At 60.5% G+C, this 20,318-nt stretch carries 14 protein-coding genes; 8 read left to right on the plus strand and 6 right to left on the minus strand.

What is annotated here, in order from left to right:
- Positions 1-26: 26 nt before the first annotated feature.
- From GIW48_RS27290 to GIW48_RS27305, 4 genes are all read left to right on the plus strand, one after another.
- Positions 27-542 carry an ankyrin repeat domain-containing protein gene (locus GIW48_RS27290; RefSeq protein WP_017137822.1) on the plus strand — a complete coding sequence of 172 codons (516 nt, stop codon included), beginning with the start codon at positions 27-29 and terminating at the stop codon, positions 540-542.
- A 41-nt stretch (positions 543-583) separates the two neighbouring features.
- Positions 584-1,114 (plus strand): hypothetical protein, encoded by a 531-nt coding sequence (locus tag GIW48_RS27295; protein WP_017137821.1) that lies wholly within the window; start codon positions 584-586, stop codon positions 1,112-1,114.
- Between the two features lie 67 nt (positions 1,115-1,181).
- Entirely contained in the window at positions 1,182-1,373 is a 192-nt protein-coding gene (locus GIW48_RS27300; protein WP_003172956.1) for a PLDc N-terminal domain-containing protein, read from the plus strand.
- 412 nt (positions 1,374-1,785) lie between these two features.
- The gene (locus tag GIW48_RS27305; protein WP_017137820.1) at positions 1,786-3,873 is read left to right on the plus strand and encodes an LTA synthase family protein; all 2,088 of its coding nucleotides are present in this window, start codon (positions 1,786-1,788) and stop codon (positions 3,871-3,873) included.
- A gap of 56 nt (positions 3,874-3,929) precedes the next feature.
- Here the strand turns inward: GIW48_RS27305 and GIW48_RS27310 are convergent, their stop codons facing one another.
- Entirely contained in the window at positions 3,930-4,082 is a 153-nt protein-coding gene (locus GIW48_RS27310) for a DUF3309 family protein (RefSeq protein ID WP_015885095.1), read from the minus strand.
- A gap of 329 nt (positions 4,083-4,411) precedes the next feature.
- Between GIW48_RS27310 and GIW48_RS27315 the strand changes: the two genes are divergently transcribed.
- Together GIW48_RS27315 and csrA are read left to right on the plus strand one after the other, a co-directional pair.
- A complete protein-coding gene (locus GIW48_RS27315; protein WP_017137819.1) occupies positions 4,412-5,227 on the plus strand; it encodes an SDR family oxidoreductase in 816 nt (271 codons plus the stop codon).
- A gap of 249 nt (positions 5,228-5,476) precedes the next feature.
- Positions 5,477-5,674 carry a carbon storage regulator CsrA gene (csrA, locus tag GIW48_RS27320; RefSeq protein ID WP_017137818.1) on the plus strand — a complete coding sequence of 66 codons (198 nt, stop codon included), beginning with the start codon at positions 5,477-5,479 and terminating at the stop codon, positions 5,672-5,674.
- 7 nt (positions 5,675-5,681) lie between these two features.
- Here csrA and GIW48_RS27325 read toward each other — a convergent pair whose 3' ends face one another.
- The 5 genes from GIW48_RS27325 to mnmC all read right to left on the minus strand — a co-directional run bounded on the left by GIW48_RS27325 (position 5,682) and on the right by mnmC (position 13,023).
- Complete coding sequence (locus GIW48_RS27325; protein ID WP_003192759.1) at positions 5,682-5,909, minus strand: YheU family protein; 228 nt, start codon at positions 5,907-5,909, stop codon at positions 5,682-5,684.
- Positions 5,910-5,998: 89 nt separating this feature from the next.
- Entirely contained in the window at positions 5,999-7,183 is a 1,185-nt protein-coding gene (locus tag GIW48_RS27330) for an osmoprotectant NAGGN system M42 family peptidase (protein ID WP_017137817.1), read from the minus strand.
- A 165-nt stretch (positions 7,184-7,348) separates the two neighbouring features.
- A complete protein-coding gene (gene ngg / locus GIW48_RS27335) occupies positions 7,349-9,094 on the minus strand; it encodes an N-acetylglutaminylglutamine synthetase (RefSeq protein WP_236461357.1) in 1,746 nt (581 codons plus the stop codon).
- A gap of 3 nt (positions 9,095-9,097) precedes the next feature.
- Entirely contained in the window at positions 9,098-10,870 is a 1,773-nt protein-coding gene (locus tag GIW48_RS27340) for an N-acetylglutaminylglutamine amidotransferase (RefSeq protein ID WP_138449408.1), read from the minus strand.
- A gap of 164 nt (positions 10,871-11,034) precedes the next feature.
- Entirely contained in the window at positions 11,035-13,023 is a 1,989-nt protein-coding gene (gene mnmC / locus GIW48_RS27345; protein ID WP_236461359.1) for a bifunctional tRNA (5-methylaminomethyl-2-thiouridine)(34)-methyltransferase MnmD/FAD-dependent 5-carboxymethylaminomethyl-2-thiouridine(34) oxidoreductase MnmC, read from the minus strand.
- Positions 13,024-13,233: 210 nt separating this feature from the next.
- On the opposite strand from mnmC, the gene GIW48_RS27350 reads away from it, so the two are divergent.
- Both GIW48_RS27350 and pap read left to right on the plus strand, forming a co-directional pair.
- Positions 13,234-18,078 (plus strand): NEL-type E3 ubiquitin ligase domain-containing protein, encoded by a 4,845-nt coding sequence (locus GIW48_RS27350; protein WP_236461361.1) that lies wholly within the window; start codon positions 13,234-13,236, stop codon positions 18,076-18,078.
- A gap of 102 nt (positions 18,079-18,180) precedes the next feature.
- Entirely contained in the window at positions 18,181-19,695 is a 1,515-nt protein-coding gene (gene pap / locus GIW48_RS27355) for a polyphosphate:AMP phosphotransferase (RefSeq protein ID WP_017137812.1), read from the plus strand.
- Positions 19,696-20,318: the final 623 nt, after the last annotated feature.

A 20,318-nucleotide genomic window follows, 5' to 3' on the forward strand; every position in this document is an offset into this window, starting at 1 on the left:
CACATTCGCAGACAAGGAGCCCCCGCATGTCAGACCAGCCCAAACAAATGACCGACGATGAAGCCGCCGAATTCGCCGAGCAGGTTTTTGATGTGGCCCGCAAAGGCGATGCAGCGATGCTGGCTGCGCTGCTGGCCAAAGGCTTGCCGGCCAATTTTCGTAATCACAACGGCGACACCTTATTGATGCTCGCTGCCTACCACGGCCATGTCGAAGCGGTAAAAGTGTTGCTCGAGTTCAAAGCCGACCCACTGATTGCCAACGACAAAAATCAGCTGCCGATCGCCGGTGCAGCGTTCAAAGGCAACCTGCCGGTGGTGAAGGCGTTGATCGACGGCGGCGCGCCGGTGGATGCAACCTCCCCGGACGGGCGCACAGCGCTGATGCTGGCCGCTATGTTCAACCGCGTTGAAATGGTCGACTACCTGCTCGGCCAGGGCGCCAACCCCAAGGCCGTCGATGCCCAGGGCGCGACCGCGCTGGCTGCCGCGCAAACCATGGGCGCGGCGGATACGGCGGCACGGTTGCAGAAACTGGTGTAGGCTACGCGCCCTCAAAAACCAGCCCGCCACAGGACCTTCCCATGCAAACCGCCCTCGTCGAACTTATCAGCAAAATCAGCGCCGGCGTCATGGGCGAGGACGAGGTGGCGCGCATCGCCACAGAAGCCGCCCAAGCCTACGCGGACCCGGTGGCGTTTCTGGCGGCGAACCCGGATATCAACTACGACGACACGTTCCCTATCCCTCTGGGTGAGTGGGTAGTGGTTGGCAGCCTGCCGGACACGGTGCTGTTCCAGGCCGACACCTATGGCGATCTGTTCGCGCAGATCGTCGCCTCGTTCGGCCCGGGCGTGGCGTTCAACCTCAAGCCCAAGCAGTTGGCCAAGACCGAAGACCTCACCGCGCTGAACCGCATCCAGATCCAGATGAGCGCGTTGAGCCCCGAAGATGGCGGCTATGTGTTGCTTAACTTCAGCCAATTGCTCGATGACGAGATCCAGGCGGTGCTGGTGTACGGCAATGACCTGCCGCGCGTGTTGCAACTGTGCGCCGAAGTGGGGATCAAGGCCGAGCCGTCACTGGAAGCCTTGAAAGTCGCTGTGCACGTCTGAAATAAAACGGAACCCAGGCAAACGCTGACTATCCTACAAGTGCATGCCCTCACTTAGGAGCGACACCATGGGTTCCACTTTCAACGGTCTTATCGGCCTGATCATCCTGGCGCTGGATATCTGGGCGATCATCAACGTGTTCAAAAGTGGCGCCAGCACCGGCGCCAAAGTGCTGTGGATCCTGCTGATCCTGTTGCTGCCGGTACTGGGCCTGATTATCTGGGCGATTGCCGGGCCGCGCGGTAACGTGCGGATCTGATCGTTCGCCCACTCCATCTAGAGTGGGCACAGTCAATGTGGGAGCGGGCTTGCCCGCGATAGCGGTGTATCAGTATCAGATGTTTTGACTGACACACTGCAATCGCGGGCAAACCCGCTCCCACAGTGGTTTCCAGCGTACTCAGGATTTTGTGTGTCGAAACTATTCGCTGCACACAATTTTCACATCTTTTCCAAGACAATTCGGCGGTTTTACGGCTCTCCCAAGGCTCTAACTCACGTGCCATTAAAGGCCGGGCCACGGCGCACGTTCAGTAATTAATAGCGTTGATGCCATTGATCGGGCACCATTTGCGCCACCGCGTTAACCGCCTACCCCAGCCAGCCTGGGCGAGGGACGGACGCCACTGCATAATTTCGAAACTTAAACTTCCAATGGGTCCTAGAACGACATGGCAAACCCGGACGCCCTGAGTCAGCAGCGAGCTTCTAATCGCTTGCTGCAACCGACCGTCAAATCCCATCTGGCATACACGCTGCTTTGCGCGCTGGTCATGATGGTGATGTTCTCCCTGCTGCGCCTGGCGCTGCTGGTCTACAACCGCGAGATGATCCTCGACACGCCGGCCTCGACCTTCCTCGAGGCCTTCGTCAACGGCACGCGCTTCGACATCCGCTTTGTGATGTACGCACTGGTTCCGCTGCTGCTGGCCTTGTTCAGCGTACGGGCCATGGCGGCGCGCGGGTTCTTCCGTTTTTGGCTGACCATCGCGTCCAGCATTGCCCTGTTCCTGGGCCTGATGGAGATGGACTTCTACCGCGAGTTTCACCAGCGCCTCAACGGCCTGGTCTTCCAATACGTGAAGGAAGACCCGAAAACCGTGATGAGCATGCTCTGGTACGGTTTCCCGGTGGTGCGCTACCTGCTGGCCTGGGCCGTAGGCACGCTGATCCTGAGCATCGCCTTCAAGGGCGCCGACCGTGCGACACGCCCACGTGGTCCGTTCAGCGGCGGCACCGTCGGCACTCGCCAGGTTGCTCCGTGGTACAGCCGCATTGCGGTGTTCGTGGTGTGCCTGCTGATCGCCGTGGTCGCCATTCGTGGCACCCTGCGCCAAGGCCCGCCGCTGCGCTGGGGTGATGTCTACACCACCGACTCGAACTTCGCCAACCAGTTGGGCTTGAACGGCACCCTGTCGTTGATCGCCGCAGCCAAGTCGCGTTTCTCCGAAGAGCGCTCGAATATCTGGAAAGCCACGCTGGACCAGCCGCAGGCTACCCAGACCGTGCGTGACATGCTGGTGTTGCCGCAAGAGAAACTGGTGGATACCGACACCGCCGCCGTGCGCCGTGACTACACGCCACCGGCCGAGAAAACCCTGCCGATCAAGAACGTCGTGGTGATCCTGATGGAAAGCTTCGCCGGTCACTCGGTCGGCGCACTGGGCCGCCCAGGCAACATCACGCCGTACTTCGACAAACTGTCCAAGGAAGGCCTGTTGTTCGACCGTTTCTTCTCCAACGGCACCCACACCCATCAGGGTATGTTCGCCACCATGGCGTGCTTCCCGAACCTGCCGGGTTTCGAATACCTGATGCAGACCCCGGAAGGCAGCCACAAGCTGTCGGGCCTGCCGCAGTTGCTCAGCGCGCGCAAGTTTGACGACGTGTATGTCTACAACGGCGATTTCGCCTGGGACAACCAGTCGGGCTTCTTCAGCAACCAGGGCATGACCAACTTCATCGGGCGCAACGACTTCGTTAACCCGGTGTTCTCCGACCCGACGTGGGGCGTGTCCGACCAGGACATGTTCAACCGTGGCCTGGAAGAATTGAAGGCCCGCGAAGGCGGCAAGCCGTTCTACGCCCTGCTGCAAACCCTGTCCAACCACACGCCGTATGCGTTGCCGACGCCCTTGCCGGTCGAGAAAGTCACCGACCGTGGCAGCCTCAACGAGCATTTGACGGCCATGCGTTACTCCGACTGGGCCTTGGGCCAGTTCTTTGAAAAGGCGCGTAAAGAGCCGTACTTCAAGGAAACCCTGTTCGTGATCGTGGGTGACCACGGTTTTGGTAATGAACAGCAGATCACCGAGATGGACCTGGGCCGCTTCAACGTACCGATGCTGATGATTGCACCGGGCATGCAGGAGAAGTTCGGCGAGCGTGACCACACCGTGGGTACCCAGATCGACATCGTGCCGACCATCATGGGCCGCCTGGGTGGCGACACCTTGCACCAGTGCTGGGGCCGCGACTTGTTGAACCTGCCGGAAGGCGACAAGGGCTTTGGCGTGATCAAACCGTCGGGCAGCGACCAGACCGTCGCCCTGGTCACTGCTGACCGCATCCTGGTACTGCCTAAAGAGATGCCACCGAAACTGTGGGAATACGAACTGGGCGCTAACCCGACCGGTAAGGTGATTCCTGAATCGCCGGACGAAGCCGCGCTGAAACAGAAACTTGAGTCGTTCCTGCAGACGGCCACCAAGAGCCTGTTGGATAACACCGCCGGTGTGATCGACGGCAAGCCGGACTAATAATCCGGGCATAAAAAAAGAGGCCTTCTAGAAGGCCTCTTTTTTTTGTCCGGATTTTATATCCGGCCGAGTAGCAACAGCACCAACAGTACCACCAGTACCACACCCAGAATACCCGACGGCCCATAGCCCCAGTTACGAGAGTGCGGGAACACCGGCAGGCCGCCGACCAGCAGCAGGATCAGAATTATGATCAGAATCAGGCTCATGTTTTTTTCCTTGTAGGCCTTCTGAAAAGACCGGTTGTTTAACGACAGGCCCGTGGGTTTATTTACGGACGCCTTAACAACTCCGACTGTGCCGTTGTGGAGAAAATTCCATAGTTTCTTAAAGCATTTCGCACACTGGCTTATTTCTTTTAATGCGTTCGCAATAATGGGCACTTAGTTGAAAAAGATTGAACTTACGCTATAAGCCGGGCTGCTACCTGGCTGGCGGTTTGCCTGAGGCATTCATCAATTGGATGGTGCGTGGGTGCAGGAAAAACCTTCGCTACACTGCCGATCACTTCTTCCGTGAACTACAAGGCTACTTACCTATGCAAAATCGCATGATGATCACTGGCGCCGGATCCGGCCTGGGTCGCGAAATCGCGCTGCGCTGGGCACGCGAGGGTTGGCAGTTGGCCTTGTCGGACGTCAGCGAGCCAGGCTTGCAGGAAACCCTGAAGCTGGTGCGCGAGGCCGGTGGCGATGGCTTTATCCAGCGCTGCGACGTGCGTGACTACAGCCAGCTCACCGCCTTTGCCCAGGCTTGCGAAGTGAAGCTGGGCGGCATTGATGTGATCGTCAATAACGCTGGCGTGGCCTCGGGTGGTTTTTTTGCCGAATTGTCCCTGGAAGATTGGGACTGGCAGATTGCGATCAACTTGATGGGCGTGGTCAAGGGCTGCAAGGCGTTCCTGCCGCTGCTGGAAAAGAGCAAAGGGCGGATTATCAACATCGCGTCCATGGCTGCGCTGATGCAGGGGCCGGCAATGAGCAACTACAACGTGGCCAAGGCCGGTGTGGTGGCGTTGTCGGAGAGTTTGCTGGTGGAACTCAAGCAGCAGGAAGTCGGTGTGCATGTGGTATGCCCGTCGTTTTTCCAGACCAACCTGCTGGATTCATTCCGTGGGCCAACGCCTGCGATGAAGGCGCAGGTCGGCAAGTTGCTGGAGAGTTCACCGATTTCGGCGGCGGATATTGCCGATTACATTTATCAGCGGGTGGCAGAAGGGGAGTTCATGATTTTGCCCCACGAGCAGGGGCGCATGGCGTGGGCGTTGAAGCAAAAGAACCCGCAGTTGCTGTATGACGAGATGACGCTGATGGCCGACAAGATGCGCGCCAAGGCCCAGGCAACCAAGGGCTGATGATGATCGTTCCCACGCTCCGCGTGGGAATGCCGCCCCGGACGCTCCGCGTCCCGCTTTTGAAGGCGTGACGCGGAGCGTCACCGGATGCGTTACCACGCGGAGCGTGGGAACGATCAGAAACTGGGGCTTGTCTGTCAGAAAAATTACCGGGCTACGTAGGCCTTTCCTGATTTTACTGCAAGCCATTGCTGCGCCAAATCCAATCGCGCATGGTCAAGGTCCTGTCACTCCAAAAGGACAACCGCCATGCTGGTCTTAAGCCGCGCTGTGGGCGAAGTCATCTCCATCGGCGATGACATCGCCCTGCACATCCTCGAACTCAACGGTACCCAAGTGAAATTCGGCATCGACGCCCCGGTGGGTGTGAATGTCCATCGGGCCGAGGTGTATCGCAAGATCCTCGAACGCCAGGCCACAGAAACCCATGCCGAACCCAACCGCTGAACCCTGCTCAGTCAAACAGATGCTTGGGCACGTCGTGCTTGAGCATCAACTGGCATTGCTCGCTCTCCGGGTCGAACACGATCAGGGCCTGGCCCTTGGTCAGCGCTTGGCGCACGCGCAGTACGCGGGTTTCCAGGGGCGTGTCGTCGCCATTGTCGGTACCGTCGCGGGTGACGAAGTCTTCGATGAGGCGGGTCAGGGTGTCGACTTCAAGCGCGTCGTAGGGAATCAGCATACAAGCCTCGGAGGTAGGAACCCGGCGATGCTACTGCGCCGGGGCCTTTGTGACCAGCAGTTACCATCAGTTACCAGTAGTTGCCAGTGTCAGGACTTCTGTCCGACCAGGCTGTCCACCGACGGCACGCGGGTGTCGCTCTCCATTTGCGTTTCGTGCTCGATCTGATGGCTGAACCGGTCCAGCGAACCCTGGGCCGGCTGTGCGTCGCTGGCAAATACCGGCGGGCTGAGGATGTACGCGCCCAACAGGCGGCTGAGTGCGGCCAGGCTGTCAATGTGTGTGCGCTCATAGCCATGGGTCGCATCGCAGCCAAACGCCAGCAGCGCGGTGCGAATATCGTGGCCGGCGGTGACTGCCGAGTGGGCGTCGCTGAAGTAATAGCGAAACAGGTCGCGGCGCACCGGCAGTTCATTCTCCGATGCCAGGCGCAGCAAGTGACGGGACAGGTGATAGTCATACGGCCCGCCGGAATCCTGCATCGCCACACTCACCGCGTGTTCGCTGGAGTGCTGGCCGGGCGCGACCGGGGCGATGTCGATACCGACAAATTCACTGACGTCCCAGGGCAGGGCGGCGGCGGCGCCACTGCCGGTTTCTTCGGTGATGGTGAACAGCGGGTGGCAGTCGATCAGCAACGGTTCGCCGCTGTCGACAATCGCCTTGAGTGCGGCAAGCAGGGCGGCCACACCGGCTTTATCGTCCAGGTGGCGGGCGCTGATATGCCCGCTCTCGGTGAATTCCGGCAGTGGGTCGAACGCCACGTAGTCACCGATGCTGATGCCTAACGAGTCGCAATCGGCGCGGGTGGCGCAGTAGGCGTCCAGGCGCAATTCCACGTGGTCCCAGCTCACCGGCATTTCATCTACGGCGGTGTTGAACGCGTGCCCGGAGGCCATCAACGGCAGCACGCTGCCACGGATCACGCCGTTGTCGGTAAACAGGCTGACACGGCTGCCTTCGGCAAAACGGCTCGACCAGCAGCCCACCGGTGCGAGCGTCAAGCGGCCGTTGTCTTTGATCGCACGCACGGCGGCGCCGATGGTGTCCAAGTGCGCGGAAACAGCGCGGTCGGGGCTGTTTTTCTGGCCCTTTAGCGTGGCGCGGATGGTGCCGCGCCGGGTCATTTCAAAGGGAATGCCCAGCTCTTCCAGGCGCTCGGCGACGTAGCGCACGATGGTGTCGGTGAACCCCGTGGGGCTGGGGATGGCAAGCATTTCCAGCAGCACTTTCTGCAGGTAGTTGAGATCCGGTTCGGGGATGGTTCGGGTCATGGAAACTCCTGATGAGTTGAGGGCATCGATGGTTTCGATGAGGTGCTGAGAGGTTCATAGGCTGTGCCGGCCTCATCGCGGGCAAGCCCGGCTCCCACATTGGAACGCGATCAAACTGTGGGAGCGGGCTTGCCCGCGATGGCGCCAGTCCAGGCAACACATCACTCAAGCCGTCGGCTGACTGTGCGGAAACAACAAATCCACAAACTTCTCCGCTGTCGGTTGCGGTTCGTGATTAGCCAGCCCGGCGCGTTCGTTGGCTTCGATAAACACATACTCGGGCTGGTCGGCGGCGGGCACCATCAGGTCCAGGCCGACCATGGGAATGTCCAATGCACGGGCGGCGCGCACGGCGGCGTCTACCAATGTCGGGTGCAGGATCGCGGTGACGTCTTCCAGGCAACCGCCGGTATGCAGGTTGGCGGTACGGCGCACCGCCAGGGTTTGGCCACGGGGCAAGATGCTGCTGTAGTCGTAACCGGCGGCGTGCAACGTGCGTTGGGTTTCGGCGTCCAGCGGGATTTTGCTTTCACCATCGGTGGCCGCCTGGCGGCGACGGCTCTGGGCTTCGATCAAAGCACCGATAGAGTGCTGACCATCACCGGTAACCTCGGCCGGGCGCCGAATTGCAGCGGCAACTACCTCAAAGCCGATCACCAGGATGCGCAGGTCGAGGCCTTCGTGGAAACTTTCGAGCAGCACACGGCTGTCGAATTGACGCGCCGTCTCGATGGCTTTTTGCACCTCCTCGATGGTCTGCAGATCCACTGCCACGCCTTGGCCTTGTTCGCCATCGAGCGGCTTGACCACGATGCGCTGATGCTCGTCGAGAAACTCCAGGTTGTCGTCGGCACTGCCGGCCAATTGTTGCGACGGCAGTTTCAACCCCGCTGCGCTGAGCGTCTTGTGGGTCAGGCTCTTGTCCTGGCACAGGGTCATGCTGATGGCGCTGGTCAGGTCGCTCAACGACTCGCGGCAACGCACACGGCGCCCGCCGTGGCTGAGGGTGAACAGGCCGGCGTCGGCGTCATCCACTTGCACATCAATGCCACGTCGATGGGCTTCTTCGACAATGATGCGCGCATACGGGTTAAAGCCTGCCTGCGGGCCGGGGCCGAGAAACAGCGGCTGGTTGATGCCGTTCTTGCGCTTGATCGCAAAGGTGGTCAGCGCGCGAAAACCGAGCTTGGCGTAGAGGCTTTTGGCCTGACGGTTATCGTGCAGCACCGACAGGTCGAGATAGCTCAGGCCACGGCTCATAAAATGCTCCACCAGGTGGCGCACCAGCACCTCGCCCACACCGGGGCGCGTGCACTGCGGGTCGACCGCCAGGCACCACAGGCTGCAACCGTTTTCCGGGTCGTGGAAGGCTTTTTGATGGTTCAGGCCCATCACGCTGCCGATCACCGCGCCGCTGTCTTCATCCTCGGCCAGCCAATACACCGGGCCGCCTTGATGGCGTGGTGTCAGGCGCTTGGCGTCGACGGGCAACATGCCACGGCCTTGGTAGAGTTGGTTGACCGCCCGCCAATCGGCGTCGGTTTGCACGCGGCGAATGCGAAAGCCGCGAAATACCCGCGTAGCGGGGCGGTAATCGCTGAACCACAGGCGCAAGGTGTCGGAGGGGTCGAGGAACAACTGCTGCGGGTCAATCCCGAGGATTTGCTGGGGCGCCGCCACGTACAGCGCGATGTCGCGCTCGCCGGCCTGCTCATTGAGCAGCTCCTGGGCCAGGCTGGCCGGGTCCGGGAAGGTATGCCCGATCAATAACCGGCCCCAGCCGCAATGCACGGCAATCGGCTCGGCGCCCAGTGGGCTGCCGTCTTCAGCCAGGCGCGCCTGCAGGCGCTCGTAGGTCGGCGCCTGGCCCTTGAGCAAGCGTTGGCTGTAAGCCGCTGCAAGAGGTTTCATCGATCAGATTCCTTGTTCGCTGAGCCACAGGTTCAGCGCTGCCAGCTGCCATAGTTTGGAGCCGCGCAGCGGCGTCAGTTGGCCTTGCGGGTCGGTCAGCAGGCGGTCAAGCATGGCCGGGTTGAACAGGCCGCGATCCTGGCTTGGGTCCATCAGCAGATCGCGCACCCAGTTCAAGGTATCGCCCTGCAAATGCTTGAGGCCCGGCACCGGAAAGTAGCCTTTCTTGCGGTCGATGACTTCGCTGGGGATGACTCGGCGCGCGGCTTCTTTGAGCACCTGCTTGCCGCCATCGGGCAATTTGAATTTGCCTGGCACACGGGCTGACAGTTCTACCAGGCGGTAGTCCAGGAACGGCGTGCGCGCCTCCAGGCCCCAGGCCATGGTCATGTTGTCGACGCGTTTGACCGGGTCGTCCACCAGCATCACGGTGCTGTCCAGACGCAAGGCCTTGTCCACGGCGGCGTCCGCGCCGGGCATGGCGAAATGTTCGCGCACGAAGTCACCGGCGGCGTCGTTGGCGGTCAGCCATTTTGGCGCGACGGTGGCGGCATAGTCGTCGTAGCTGCGGTCGAAAAATGCGTCTCGGTAGGCGGCATACGGGTCGTTGGCGCCGTCCACCTGCGGGTACCAGTGGTAACCGGCGAACAGTTCATCCGCGCCCTGGCCGCTTTGCACCACTTTGCAATGTTTGGCCACTTCCCGCGACAACAGGTAGAAGGCGATGCAGTCATGGCTGACCATCGGCTCGCTCATGGCACGGAACGCTGCCGGCAGTTGCTCGATGATTTCGCTTTCGGCGATGCGTAACTGGTGGTGACGGGTGCCGTAGTGTTTAGCGATCAAATCCGAATACTGGAACTCGTCGCCACGTTCGCCACCGGCGTCTTCAAAACCGATGGAGAAGGTCGACAAATCCTGCACGCCGACTTCCCGCAGCAGGCCCACCAGCATGCTCGAATCGACACCGCCCGAGAGCAGCACGCCGACATCCACGGCCGCACGTTGGCGGATCGCCACGGCTTCGCGGGTGCTGTCGAGCACGCGGTCGGTCCAGTCTTCGAGGCTGAGGTTTTTTTCATCCTCGTGCGGGCCGTAAGGCAGGGTCCACCAGGTTTTCTGCTCGGTGTTGCCGTTTGCGTCGATGCGCATCCAGCTTGCCGGCGGCAGTTTTTCGATGCCTGCCAGCAAGGTGCGCGGTGCAGGCACCACGGCGTGGAAATTGAGGTAGTGGTTGAGTGCGACCGGATCCAGGATCGGGTTGATATCGCCGCCCTTAAGCAGGGCCGGCAGCGCTGAGGCAAAACGCAGGCGCTGGCCGGTGCGCGACAGGTACAACGGCTTCACACCCAGACGGTCACGGGCGATAAACAGGCGCTGCGCGTCACGCTCCCAGATGGCAAAGGCAAACATGCCATTGAGCTTGGGCAGCAAGGCTTCGCCCCAGGCGTGATAGCCCTTGAGCAGCACTTCGGTGTCACCGCCGGAATAGAAGGCGTAGCCCAGGGCTTCCAGCTCTTCACGCAATTCCGGGAAATTATAGATTGCACCATTGAACGCCAGGGACAGCCCCAGCTGGGCGTCGACCATCGGTTGGGCGGAGCCGTCCGACAGGTCCATGATCTTCAGGCGGCGGTGGCCCAGGGCAATCGGCCCTTGGGCATGGAAGCCCCAGGCGTCCGGGCCTCGCGGGGCAAGGTGATGGGTGATTCTCTCTACGGCTGCCAGGTCGGCAGGTTGATGATCAAAGCGTAACTCGCCAGCTAGTCCACACATAAATTCCTTACCGGTTTTTCCGTTGGGGAGGGCAATACTCGATACGCCCGACAGGGCGCGTACCCAGAAACTGACCCAGTGCTATGCGTGGAGTTTTAGACCGATAAGTTATAAGGCAAATAGCCGCGATGCTCGCGACGGCGTCGTTTCTTCCCTCACGGCGATCAGCGTGTCGCCGGTTTTCCTCGAACCAGCGCGCGCAAGGCAAACCGGTTCGGGTGGCAGGCTTCGGCCACGCTGGCCGGCACCGGCAGCGGTTCGTCGCTCAACCAGGCGGCCAGCAGTTCGCCGCACAGGGGCGCGGTGATCAGCCCGCGTGAACCGTGGCCGCTGTTGATATACAGGCCCGGCAGCCACGGGCAGGGCGTATCCGGGACTTGCCGGGCGTCTTTGCCCAGTACGGCATAAGCCTGTTGGAACGCAGCGCTTTCGGCCAAGGGGCCGACGATTGGCAGGTAGTCAGGGCTGGTGCAACGAAAGGCGGCGCGGCCTTGCAAGTGTTCGGCGTTTAGTGAGTCAGCGCCAAGACGCAGCAGCAGGTCTTCGGAAATCTCCCGCAGCATCGCAAGGTTGCCCGTGTGCTCGGCGAGGGTGGGGGTGAGGTCTTCATTGTTGAAATCAAAACTGGCGCCCAAGGTGTGTTCGCCAAGGCGCGCCGGTGCCACATAACCTTCGGCGCACACCACGGTGGCCAATGCCGCACTCGCCGGAGTTTGCGCCAAACGTGTGATCTGCCCGCGAATGCGCTTGAGCGGCAAGCCCGCACTATGCGGGAATCGCTTGATTTCGGCTGCACCGGCCAGCACAACCACGTTGGCGCTTGCCAGTACGTCATCGCCGTCACGGGCTTGCCACTGGTCGTCGACGCGGTGCAGCTCCAGCGCCTCGTGATGGGTAAGCACCTTGATAAGCGGATGCGTGGCTTGCCATTGGCACAGCGCCGGTGGATGTACCCAGCCACCTTCGGGGAAAAACAGCCCGCCCTGGGCCAATTGTATGCCGGCCTGTTGTTGAGCCTGCTCGCGACCCAGCAGGTGCAACAGATCCGGTGCGAAGGCCTCGGCCAGTTGCGCCTGGCGTTGGGCTTCCTTGGCGTCAAACGCCAGTTGCAGGACACCGCAACCGTCCCAGTCAACGCCGCGCTGCAAGTGCTCCAGCAGGCGCCGGGTGTGGCCGAAACCGCTGAGTATCAGCTGCGACAATGCTGTGCCATGGGCCGACAGCTTGAGGTACAGCACGCCCTGCGGGTTGCCCGATGCTTCCTGGGCCAGGGCGGCGTGACGTTCCAGCAAGCTCACGCGCCAACCGCGAGCGGCCAGGCTGGCGGCGGTGGCGCAACCGGCCAGGCCGCCGCCGATGACCATGGCGTGGCGTTCGCCTGCGATGCCTGCCGGGCGCGCAAACCAGGGTTTGGGTGTGGCCGGCGGTGGCGTATCTTCGGGCCAGCCGAGGAACTCACCGCGCAGTATTTCCCATTTATGGCCGATGCCCGGTGTGCGTTTCATCTTGAACCCGGCGGCATTGATCAGCCGGCGTACCCAGCCGGTGCTGGTGAAGGTGCTGATGGTCGAACCCGGTGCCGCCAGGCGCGCCAGTTCGGCGAACAACTCAGCGGTCCACATGTCGGGGTTCTTGGCCGGGGCAAAACCGTCGAGAAACCATGCGTCGATTTGCGCGTCCAGTTGCGGCAATTGCTCCAGGGCGTCGCCGATCAACAGCGTCAGGGTCACTCGGCCGTTATCCAGCACCAGGCGCTGGAAGCCTTGATGGATCGCAATGTACTGAGCCAACAGTTGCTCGGCGAAGGCACTGAGTTCCGGCCAAAGGGCCAGGGCGCGTTGCAGGTCGGTGTGGCTCAGAGGGTACTTTTCCACACTGACGAAGTGCAGTCGCGCACCGGCCACGGCGTGCTGTTCAAACAGTTGCCAGGCGCAGAGAAAATTCAAACCCGTGCCGAAGCCGGTCTCGCCAATGACCAGTCGCCCACCCACCGGCAGGGCCGCAAAGCGCGCCTGCAAGCGGTTCTGTTCAAGGAACACATAGCGGGTTTCTTCAAGGCCCGACTTGTCGGAGAAGTACACATCATCGAAGACCCGCGAGTGCGGTCGACCTTGGTCATCCCAATCGAGCTGGGCGTGGGTGATGGGGTTCATGGGCGACTCATAAAAAAAGCAGACAAAGGCAAGGCGGCCATTCTAGCCGATCACGGGGCAGAGGGCTGATTGCGGGTGGTAACCCAATAGATTTTGCATGGAAAAAACTGCTGTGCGCAGCCTCCAAGCCATCAACAATCAGCGCTAATCCTGGGCAGATTGCTGCGGTATCGTCATTCCTTGATTGATAGGCAATAAAGGATATTGCTGATGCGCACCCAGGATGATTTGAACAATAAACTGAGCCAATTGACCCAGAGCCAGCTGCAAGCGGCCTTGCTGGAAATGACGGGCGATCTGGACAAAGCTCAGGTGCTGCAAAAGCAACTGCCTGGCTGGATGGTCAACGCGCCGCCCGGCGTGCTGGATGCATTGACTAAAGATGCCCTGCAGGTTGCAGATGCCCAGGCAGCCGTCGCCGAGCGATTGAAGCCATTGCAGGCGCTGGATGAGTTTTGCAGTGAGCGGCTCAAGCAATACTGCTCTACGCGATGGCAACGGGTTGTGGACCCCAAAAAAGATCTTTTTATTCGTGCGGTAAACGAATACGAGAAAGAGGTCTTGCCATTGAAGTATGTGAAGACGGTGAGGTTGGTGCAGGACAGCCTGCTGCATGTGGCGATGCAGAATTTCTCAGAGGATGAAGCCCGGGCGCAGCACTTTCCCGTCGGGTCGCTGTTGCAGTCGGGGTCTGCTGATCGTGAAGTCATTGGCATTACACCCCTCGAGTTTGCGCAGGGGTGTCGCGCCCTGGATCTTGGCCGCTTGTATCAGCAGCACATCAGTGACGTGCTTAAACTTGACAGCGACCCGGCAGGTGATAAGCCTTACCTCAATAATGTAGCGACCGATATCGGCCGGATGAAAATCCTGGACGTAAAAGTCGACGCCCATATTGCCTTGATGCGAGGGGACATTACCCAAGGCACCTACGCGATGTTGTGCACATTGCTGGACCGCCAATTGACGCCGTCCCAGGCCCAGGCCGAAGGGGTGCTGTACGACGGGCGCCCGGTCATTTGGCAAGGGCTCAATACCCAGGGCGGATGCCTGTGGAGCATTCTGGTATTTTCCGCTCGCTCGATTGCGCAATACCCGCAAGCGCCTTGTGTGGTGTACATGCCCAATGAACCGGAACGGCCATTCTTTGAGTATGCCTCGCTTGACGACTTTCAGGTCTACCTCAAGCGCAAGCTTGCACTGGCCGCGTACCGTGCCTTCTTTACGCGTTACCTGAGCCAGGGGGACCGGGTTGGGTTCTTCACCCGTTTCGATCAAGCCCAGAGCCTGGGGGCGCTGGACGCCAACCCCATTACGGCCAGCCTGGCGCGGCACTTTTTCGACACTTACGCCGCAAAGCTGCAAGCCGATGCACGGGCCCTGGCGGTGCCGGTGGCCGAGGTCGATGAGGACGTCCGTGAGCAGCGCTTGCAGACGTATCTGGACGCCGGTTTGACGGTGCTCAACCTCGCAGGGTTTGTCGTCCCGGAGCTGGGGTTATTGATGACAGCCGTGGCGGTAGGCCAGATGCTCGGCGAACTCTATGAGGGCATTGAAGACTGGCGCCGTGGTGATAAGAATGAGGCGTTCCAGCAGTTGGCAGTGATCGCGCAAAACATCACGTCGATGGTGTTGTTCGCGGCAGGGAGCAAGGTTGTCGGTTCGGCCATGCAGCGTACCGGCCTTAATCTGAATGGTTTTTTCCGTAAATTCGAGGTGATAAACCCCGCTGTGGGCAACCAGCGGCTGTGGCGTCCGGATACCACGCAATACGTCCATGATCAGCGCCTTGGCGACGAGCAGGTTGCCGACGCGTCGGGAATCTACAAGGTGGAGGGGCATTCGTACGTCAAGGTCAATGACTGTATCCACCGGATCGCGTTCGACGCGAAACTGGATCAATGGCGGGCCAGCCACCCGGTGCGGCAGACGGCTTATCGCCCGAAATTGCTGCATAACGGTGAAGGTAGCTGGCGTTTTGCGTTCGAGAAGCCCGACGAGTGGGAGAACCCGGAGTATCTTTTTTCGCGGTTGAAACCGACAGGTCCCGGCTCTTCGCTCCCTCCTCGCAAACTTCTACAGATCAAGGCCATTATGGATTTGCCCGATGATTGGGGCGTCTATCAGGCCCAGGAGTGTCTGCCGTTTCCCGCACGCTTTCGCGATCTGTACGAACGTTTCAGGCTCGATCAGTCCATTCGCGATTTGAACTGGCAGTTGGAAAGCGGTGCTTCCCCCAACATTGAAAACTCGACCTTGCAGATGCATGCCTTGCCCCTGTTACCGGGGTGGCCCGCGGGGCGCTATTTTGAGGTGCTGGATGCAAAGCGCAGTGTCAAGGCGCGTTACCCTGCCAGCGAACCTTACGATGCAGGCCTGCGTTTGACGATCACCGAGCCGATGCTCAGTGAGGGGAAAGTGTTTGAAGTGCTGTTGTCCGGGCTGGATGACGCTCAAAAGGCCGGCTTGTTGGGAGAGGGCGTAGACGCCGATCAGGCGCACACCGTGCTGGCGCGTCAGTTGCTCGCGCATCTGAAGGCTGATCGCAAGCCGCTGTTTGAGCAGTTGTATCAGACCTATGATCGGCCCGTACCGCCGGAATGGGCGTTGCTCAGGCGCACCTACCCGCAATTGCCCTGCACGCTGATGCGCGAATTGATGGCCGAAACGACCACCGTGCAGCGTGAGTCCCTGCGCGATAATCAACGGGTTCCCATGGCGTTGGCCGAGTCAGTGCAACGTGCTCTTGAGGCACAACGCCTGGACCGCGCCTTGATGGGGTTTGAGCAGCCAGAGTTGGCCAGCCTGGATACTGCCCTCATCGCTGTTCGGACAATGCCGCGCTTGGCGGGGTGGGGGGCAGAGCTGCGGCTTGAGTTGCGCCAGGACTCGCCTCAAGGCGACTTGTTGGCCTTGGGCGCGTTCAAAGACGCTGGTGTGCGGCGAGTAGTAGTCAGGTCGAACGCAGGGTTTGAAGCGTTCAACGACAACGGCCGCAGTCTCGGCGGACCTTATGCCGGGCCGGACGGCCTGTTCGAGGCGATCGATGCAACGCTGATGGATGGCCAGCGAGTGGCATTGGGATTGCCGCTGAAGGACGCCAGTAACATTTGGCGTTTGCGATACATGAGTGCCTCGCAAGCGAAAGGCGATCGGGAACTGGCTGTCGAGGCTTTTTCCAGCCAGGTCAGCGAACCGGCGTCGCAGGGGGTGAGTTGTGAAATGGCCGATTTGCCGACGGGGCCGTTGGTTCATCCAGCCGCACTGGTGCGTAAGGTAAAGCGTTTGTACCCATTGTTCAGTGAGGCTCAAGTGTCTTCGCTATTGATGACGTTGGGCGCTGACCATCTGGCCCGGGCCAAGGCGGTCAAACGTTTGAAGGCAGAACTCGGTCATTTGCGCGCGCTGCTCAAGCATTGGAAAACCGATATCCAGGGCATGGAGACACAGCCGGGCCTGAGTGACGTTCGTACTAGCCGCCAGCAGGTGGCTGAGCGCATTGAAGCGTGTTGGCGGCGTCAAAGCTTTGCTCTGGATGAGCATCAGACGTCCGTTGCCAGTTTGAACCTGGATGGGATGCGCGTTGGCTCACTGCCGAAGCTGCCAGCCGACATACGTTTCGACCATGTTCGGCAGTTGTCACTCAGGAACATGCGACTGGGCGATGACGTCGCCTATTTCCTGAAGTGCTTTAAAGGCGTGCAGCATTTGAAACTGGGGCGTAACCGCCTGACCCGCTTGCCGGAGGTATTTTCGCGAATGCTCGACCTGGAAAGTTTGTCGATGCCCCGCAACCGTCTTGTGCTCACCGAATACACCCGACTGAAACTGGCAGACCTGAATACGTTGCGCCTGCTGGATCTGAGCCACAACCCGCTGGACAAGTTGGTGGATGTCAGCCGGATGCGTGACCTGCACACCCTGTTGTTGCAGGACACCAAAATCGTCGACTTACCCGCAGGGCTTGGGCGCCTGGCTCACCTGGAGCAAGTGGACCTGCGCGATAACGTGATCACCGTGTTGCCTGAGTGGTTGTTTACGGTGTCACGCAGTTTCAGCCAGTCGATTGACCTGGGCGGCAACCCGCTCTCCAGTACCACGATAACCGCGCTTACGCGTTACCGTGACGAAGTGGGAATTGGCATGGGGTTTGTAGAGGACGATCAGCCACGTATTACCGAACTGAAGGCCAGGGCATTGTGGTTGCCGGACGAGGTGGCCGCCCGAGAGGCCCACAAGTCTACCGTGTGGGCCAACCTGCGGGATGACCCGGACTCGACGCCGTTGTTCCACTTGCTGGCTGAGCTGTCCGGTACTGCCGACAATCGTCATGTGCACGAGGACTTGACCCGGCGGGTCTGGGACGTGTTGCAGTCGACCCACGACAGTACCGATCTGCGCGAGCAGGTCTTTCAACTGGCGGCTCATCCGGCGAACTGCGCAGACGACGCCGCGCAGATTTTCAGTCAGATGGAGGTGCTCAAGGAGGTCGAGAAGGCAACGCAGCAGGCCGGTCGTGTAAAAGGCAATTCCGGGGCGCTGTTGAACTTGGGCCGAGGGTTGTTTCGCCTCAGCGAGTTGGAGAAAATTGCGGCCACCTACGCTGTCGAAAACGCGTCCGTGGACCCGCTGGAAGTCAGCCTGGCATTCCGGGTAGGGTTGGCCAAAACCCTGCAGCTACCGGGGCAGCCCAAGCACATTCAATATGGAGAATTTGCCAATGTGACCAGCGACAGTCTGGAGGTGGCGCACTCCCAAGTGCGCACGGCAGAGCTGTCCCCCACGTTCTTGCGTTTTATTTCACAGTTGGCGTTCTGGAAAACCCACCTCAAGCAGCAGTTTTCCGGTGCGTTCGAGTCGGCGACAGAGCCCTTTGATACGCAGCAGCAAGCACTTTTTGAGAACAGCCAGAATCTCACCGACGCGCAGTACCTTGAGCAAATGGAGGCCCTGCGTTCGCCTCGCCGGCAGGCCATTACCGAAGTGGTAGAGCGGCTCACACAGCAGATGTTGAGGCAGCATGACCTTGGCATTTGCCATCTGCCAGGGAACTAGCCATAGGGGACGGCGATTGATCCATGGCAACTGTTTTGGAATTCTTTGAGTGGCGTGGTGCCCAATCCGCTAGTCTTGAGCCATCTTGAAATGGAGCTGCCCATGTTCGAATCCGCCGAAATCGGTCACGCCATCGATAAAGACACGTACGACGCCGAAGTGCCGGCCCTGCGTGAAGCCTTGCTGGAAGTACAGTACGAACTGCAACAGCAGAAGCGCTTCCCGGTGATCATCCTGATCAATGGCATCGAGGGCGCGGGCAAGGGCGAAACCGTCAAGCTGCTCAATGAATGGATGGACCCACGGCTGATCGAAGTGCGCACCTTTGACCAGCAGACTGACGAAGAACTGGCGCGCCCACCGGCGTGGCGCTATTGGCGTCAGCTGCCGGCCAAGGGGCGCATGGGCATCTTTTTCGGCAACTGGTACAGCCAGATGCTGCAAAGCCGCGTGCATGGCCAGATCAAGGACGCGCGCCTGGACCAGGCCATCGCCGGTGCCGAGCGCCTGGAAAAGATGCTCTGTGATGAAGGCGCGCTGATCTTCAAGTTCTGGTTCCACCTGTCCAAGAAACAGATGAAGGCACGCCTCAAGGCGCTGGCCGACGACCCGCTGCACAGCTGGCGCATCAGCCCGCTGGACTGGCAGCAATCCGAAACCTACGACAAGTTTGTGCATTTCGGCGAGCGCATCCTGCGCCGTACCAGCCGTGACTACGCGCCGTGGCATGTGATCGAAGGCGTGGATGCGAATTACCGCAGCCTCACGGTGGGCAAGATCCTGCTCGAAAGCCTGCAAAACGCCTTGAAGCTGCCCAAGGGCAAGGCCAGCGGCATGAACCCGGCGCCTTTGATTGCCTCCGTGGACAAGAAGGGCCTGCTCGACAGCCTCGATTTGACCCAGCGCCTGGAAAAAGATGATTACGAAGAGCAACTGATTACCGAGCAGGCGCGCTTCTCTGGCTTGATGCGCGACAAGCGCATGCGCAAGCACGCATTGATCACCGTGTTTGAAGGCAACGATGCGGCGGGCAAGGGCGGCGCGATCCGCCGCGTGGCGGCAGCGCTGGACCCGCGCCAGTACCATATCGTGCCGATTGCCGCGCCGAGTGAAGACGAGCGCGCCCAGCCGTATCTATGGCGCTTTTGGCAGAAGATTCCGGCTCGCGGCATGTTCACCGTGTTCGACCGCTCGTGGTACGGCCGCGTATTGGTGGAACGCATCGAAGGCTTCTGCACCCCGACGGACTGGATGCGTGCCTATGGCGAGATCAATGACTTCGAGGAGCAACTGCGCGATGCGGGCGTGATCGTGGTCAAGTTCTGGCTGGCGATCGACAAAGATACGCAGTTGGAACGCTTCCAGGCCCGTGAGGAAATTCCCTTCAAACGCTTCAAAATCACCGAAGACGACTGGCGCAACCGCGACAAGTGGGATGACTACCGGGCGGCGGTGGGTGACATGGTCGACCGCACCAGCACCGAAGTGTCGCCCTGGACCCTGGTGGAAGCCAACGACAAACGCTGGGCGCGGGTCAAGGTGCTGCGCACCATCAACCGCGCGCTGGAAGAAGCGTTCGACAAGACCGACAAGCACGATAAGAAGAAAAAGAAATAAAGCTGGCGGCACTTCCTGCGGTGAGGTTCCCGTGGTGAGCGACGCTTCTGTGGCGAGCAGGCTTGCCCTGCGTTGGGCTGCGCAGCAGCCCTCGACCCAGGCAACGCGTTCTCTCAGGCAGACCTCATTGGCAGGTTTTGGGGCCGCTTCGCAGCCCAGCGCGAGCAAGCTCGCTCGCCACAGTCTGCGTCGCCTCCAAGTCCTGTGGTGAACAGAGGCTTCTGTGGCGAGCAGGCTTGCCCTGCGTTGGGCTGCGCAGCAGCCCCTACCCAGGCAGCGCGTTCTCTCAGGCAGACCTCATTGGCAGGTTTTGGAGCCGCTGCGCAGCCCAGCGCGAGCAAGCTCGCTCGCCACAGTCTGCGTCGCCTTCAAGTCCTGTGGTGAACAGAGGCTTCTGTGGCGAGCAGGCTTGCCCTGCGTTGGGCTGCGCAGCAGCCCCCGACCCAGGCAACGCGTTCTCTCAGGCAGACCTCATTGGCAGGTTTTGGGGCCGCTTCGCAGCCCAGCGCGAGCAAGCTCGCTCGCCACAGTCTGCGTCGCCTTCAAGTCCTGTGGTGAACAGAGGCTTCTGTGGCGAGCAGGCTTGCCCTGCGTTGGGCTGCGCAGCAGCCCCCGACCCAGGC

The sequence above is a fragment of the Pseudomonas sp. PA-6-3C genome (genome assembly GCF_021605825.1).
GTDB classification, from domain to species: domain Bacteria; phylum Pseudomonadota; class Gammaproteobacteria; order Pseudomonadales; family Pseudomonadaceae; genus Aquipseudomonas; species Aquipseudomonas edaphica.

Coding starts and splice junctions, on each gene's coding strand:
- GIW48_RS27290 (WP_017137822.1), top strand. CDS start 27: ATGTCAGACCAGCCCAAACAAATGACCGACGATGAAGCCGCCGAATTC.
- GIW48_RS27295 (WP_017137821.1), top strand. CDS start 584: ATGCAAACCGCCCTCGTCGAACTTATCAGCAAAATCAGCGCCGGCGTC.
- GIW48_RS27300 (WP_003172956.1), top strand. CDS start 1,182: ATGGGTTCCACTTTCAACGGTCTTATCGGCCTGATCATCCTGGCGCTG.
- GIW48_RS27305 (WP_017137820.1), top strand. CDS start 1,786: ATGGCAAACCCGGACGCCCTGAGTCAGCAGCGAGCTTCTAATCGCTTG.
- GIW48_RS27310 (WP_015885095.1), bottom strand. CDS start 4,082: ATGAGCCTGATTCTGATCATAATTCTGATCCTGCTGCTGGTCGGCGGC.
- GIW48_RS27315 (WP_017137819.1), top strand. CDS start 4,412: ATGCAAAATCGCATGATGATCACTGGCGCCGGATCCGGCCTGGGTCGC.
- csrA (WP_017137818.1), top strand. CDS start 5,477: ATGCTGGTCTTAAGCCGCGCTGTGGGCGAAGTCATCTCCATCGGCGAT.
- GIW48_RS27325 (WP_003192759.1), bottom strand. CDS start 5,909: ATGCTGATTCCCTACGACGCGCTTGAAGTCGACACCCTGACCCGCCTC.
- GIW48_RS27330 (WP_017137817.1), bottom strand. CDS start 7,183: ATGACCCGAACCATCCCCGAACCGGATCTCAACTACCTGCAGAAAGTG.
- ngg (WP_236461357.1), bottom strand. CDS start 9,094: ATGAAACCTCTTGCAGCGGCTTACAGCCAACGCTTGCTCAAGGGCCAG.
- GIW48_RS27340 (WP_138449408.1), bottom strand. CDS start 10,870: ATGTGTGGACTAGCTGGCGAGTTACGCTTTGATCATCAACCTGCCGAC.
- mnmC (WP_236461359.1), bottom strand. CDS start 13,023: ATGAACCCCATCACCCACGCCCAGCTCGATTGGGATGACCAAGGTCGA.
- GIW48_RS27350 (WP_236461361.1), top strand. CDS start 13,234: ATGCGCACCCAGGATGATTTGAACAATAAACTGAGCCAATTGACCCAG.
- pap (WP_017137812.1), top strand. CDS start 18,181: ATGTTCGAATCCGCCGAAATCGGTCACGCCATCGATAAAGACACGTAC.